At 35.1% G+C, this 1,443-nt stretch carries 1 protein-coding gene; it reads right to left on the bottom strand.

The features are described 5' to 3' along the window. Nucleotides 1-247: 247 nt before the first annotated feature. Complete coding sequence (locus tag SD31_RS14330) at nt 248-1,225, bottom strand: hypothetical protein (RefSeq protein WP_039054617.1); 978 nt, start codon at nt 1,223-1,225, stop codon at nt 248-250. Nucleotides 1,226-1,443: the final 218 nt, after the last annotated feature.

Genomic DNA, 1,443 nt, shown 5'->3' with positions numbered 1-1,443 from the left:
AGCAATCCAGCAGCATCTTCAGAAGGCGTCTGAAAAAGCATGAGGAGGAGCAAATATGAAAAAATTGCGACCGAATGGGCAAGGGATGTGTCCGACCGAGAGWGAACTTAAAAGCTTTGGGAGCTAAAGCAAACAAACAGATTGACGATAAGTTTTTGGATTCTTAAATCGGATAATTTTGTATATGAGTTCAAAGCATTCTTCTGAAGGATCATCTTAGTTCCTTCAGAAGAATGCTTTGAGTTTATTATTGTGTTCTGACACACCTAATTGTTCTTTTCTCATTTGTGTCAAAGTTTGTAACATATGATTCATCGGTAGGATTTAAATTTATGTATCCATATCCAAGACTCGTATTGTATCCCCAATATTGACCTTCTGGAGAGTTGGAAGAAAGATTATTAGTAGCATTATTTTGGCTATCAATATATCCAAAATATGGTAATATTAATTTATTTGAATTTCCGTATGCAATATGTGATATAGTAGGTGAATCGTATTGGGTGAACTTCAGGATATTACTACCCAGTGAGAGTTGCTGGTCTCTCAGAATACCTTCAGCATTTATTAAGCTTTGTAGTTGTGCTCGGGTAGGTAGTCTCCAAAGTCCATTGGGATATACCTTGCTACAAGGATCTATAGTCTGGGGTTCCCAATATTCCGTAGCATGTGGATTGGTGTAATTATTATCGTATCTAAAAATAAATCTATCTACTTTATTTGTGTTCGATGGATTTGAATTATTGTAGATTAGGTTTGTTCGAGCCCATTTATTCTGCCCAACCACCAGCGGGGATTCTATTAATCTAGCAATTATATTATAAGTTATGGCTCTTTCTAAGGGCAAAGAATTAGTGTTGTTTATAGGGATAATAATCTCATCAGTCGATGAGGGGGTGAATTTTCTTTCTTGTGCATTGTCGTCATGAATGACTACTAAATTTTTTACGCGTAAAGCCAATTGATTGGCGGGGATAGGGTTAAAAGATGCTGTGTATATATACGTATACTTGGAGGATTTACCTGCGATATCTCCTTCGGTATTTAAAGAAATATTATAGTTATTTTGAGCAGTAAGAGTACCGAATTGAGGTTGTTGGGATATAAGATTGAAATCTCCCATCTGTACGATATCTTCTTTGAATTCTTTAGCCATCGTTTGAGGATTTGTATAATATCTGCCGATACTTATCCTAGCAACGGTATTAGGGGAAAATTCTCCCATTAATCCTCTTATATTTAAGTTTATTTTAAATCTCGTCAGTACTTTCTTGAATTTTATATCGAGATAATTTATCTCATTGGGTTTAACATATATAGTTCCATAATCTACGGCTAAATCTTTTCCTAAGATTGTTCGTTTCTTTGGATTTTTCCTTCCTTTAAAGGTGGTAGGTCAGAGGTTGTTGACATGGTATAACAATACCATTTATATGATTTTCC

Source organism: Sphingobacterium sp. T2, assembly GCF_000814685.1.
GTDB classification, from domain to species: domain Bacteria; phylum Bacteroidota; class Bacteroidia; order Sphingobacteriales; family Sphingobacteriaceae; genus Sphingobacterium; species Sphingobacterium thermophilum.
The sequence above is the reverse complement of the archived record's forward strand: the minus strand, read 5'-3'. Positions and strand labels throughout refer to the sequence as shown.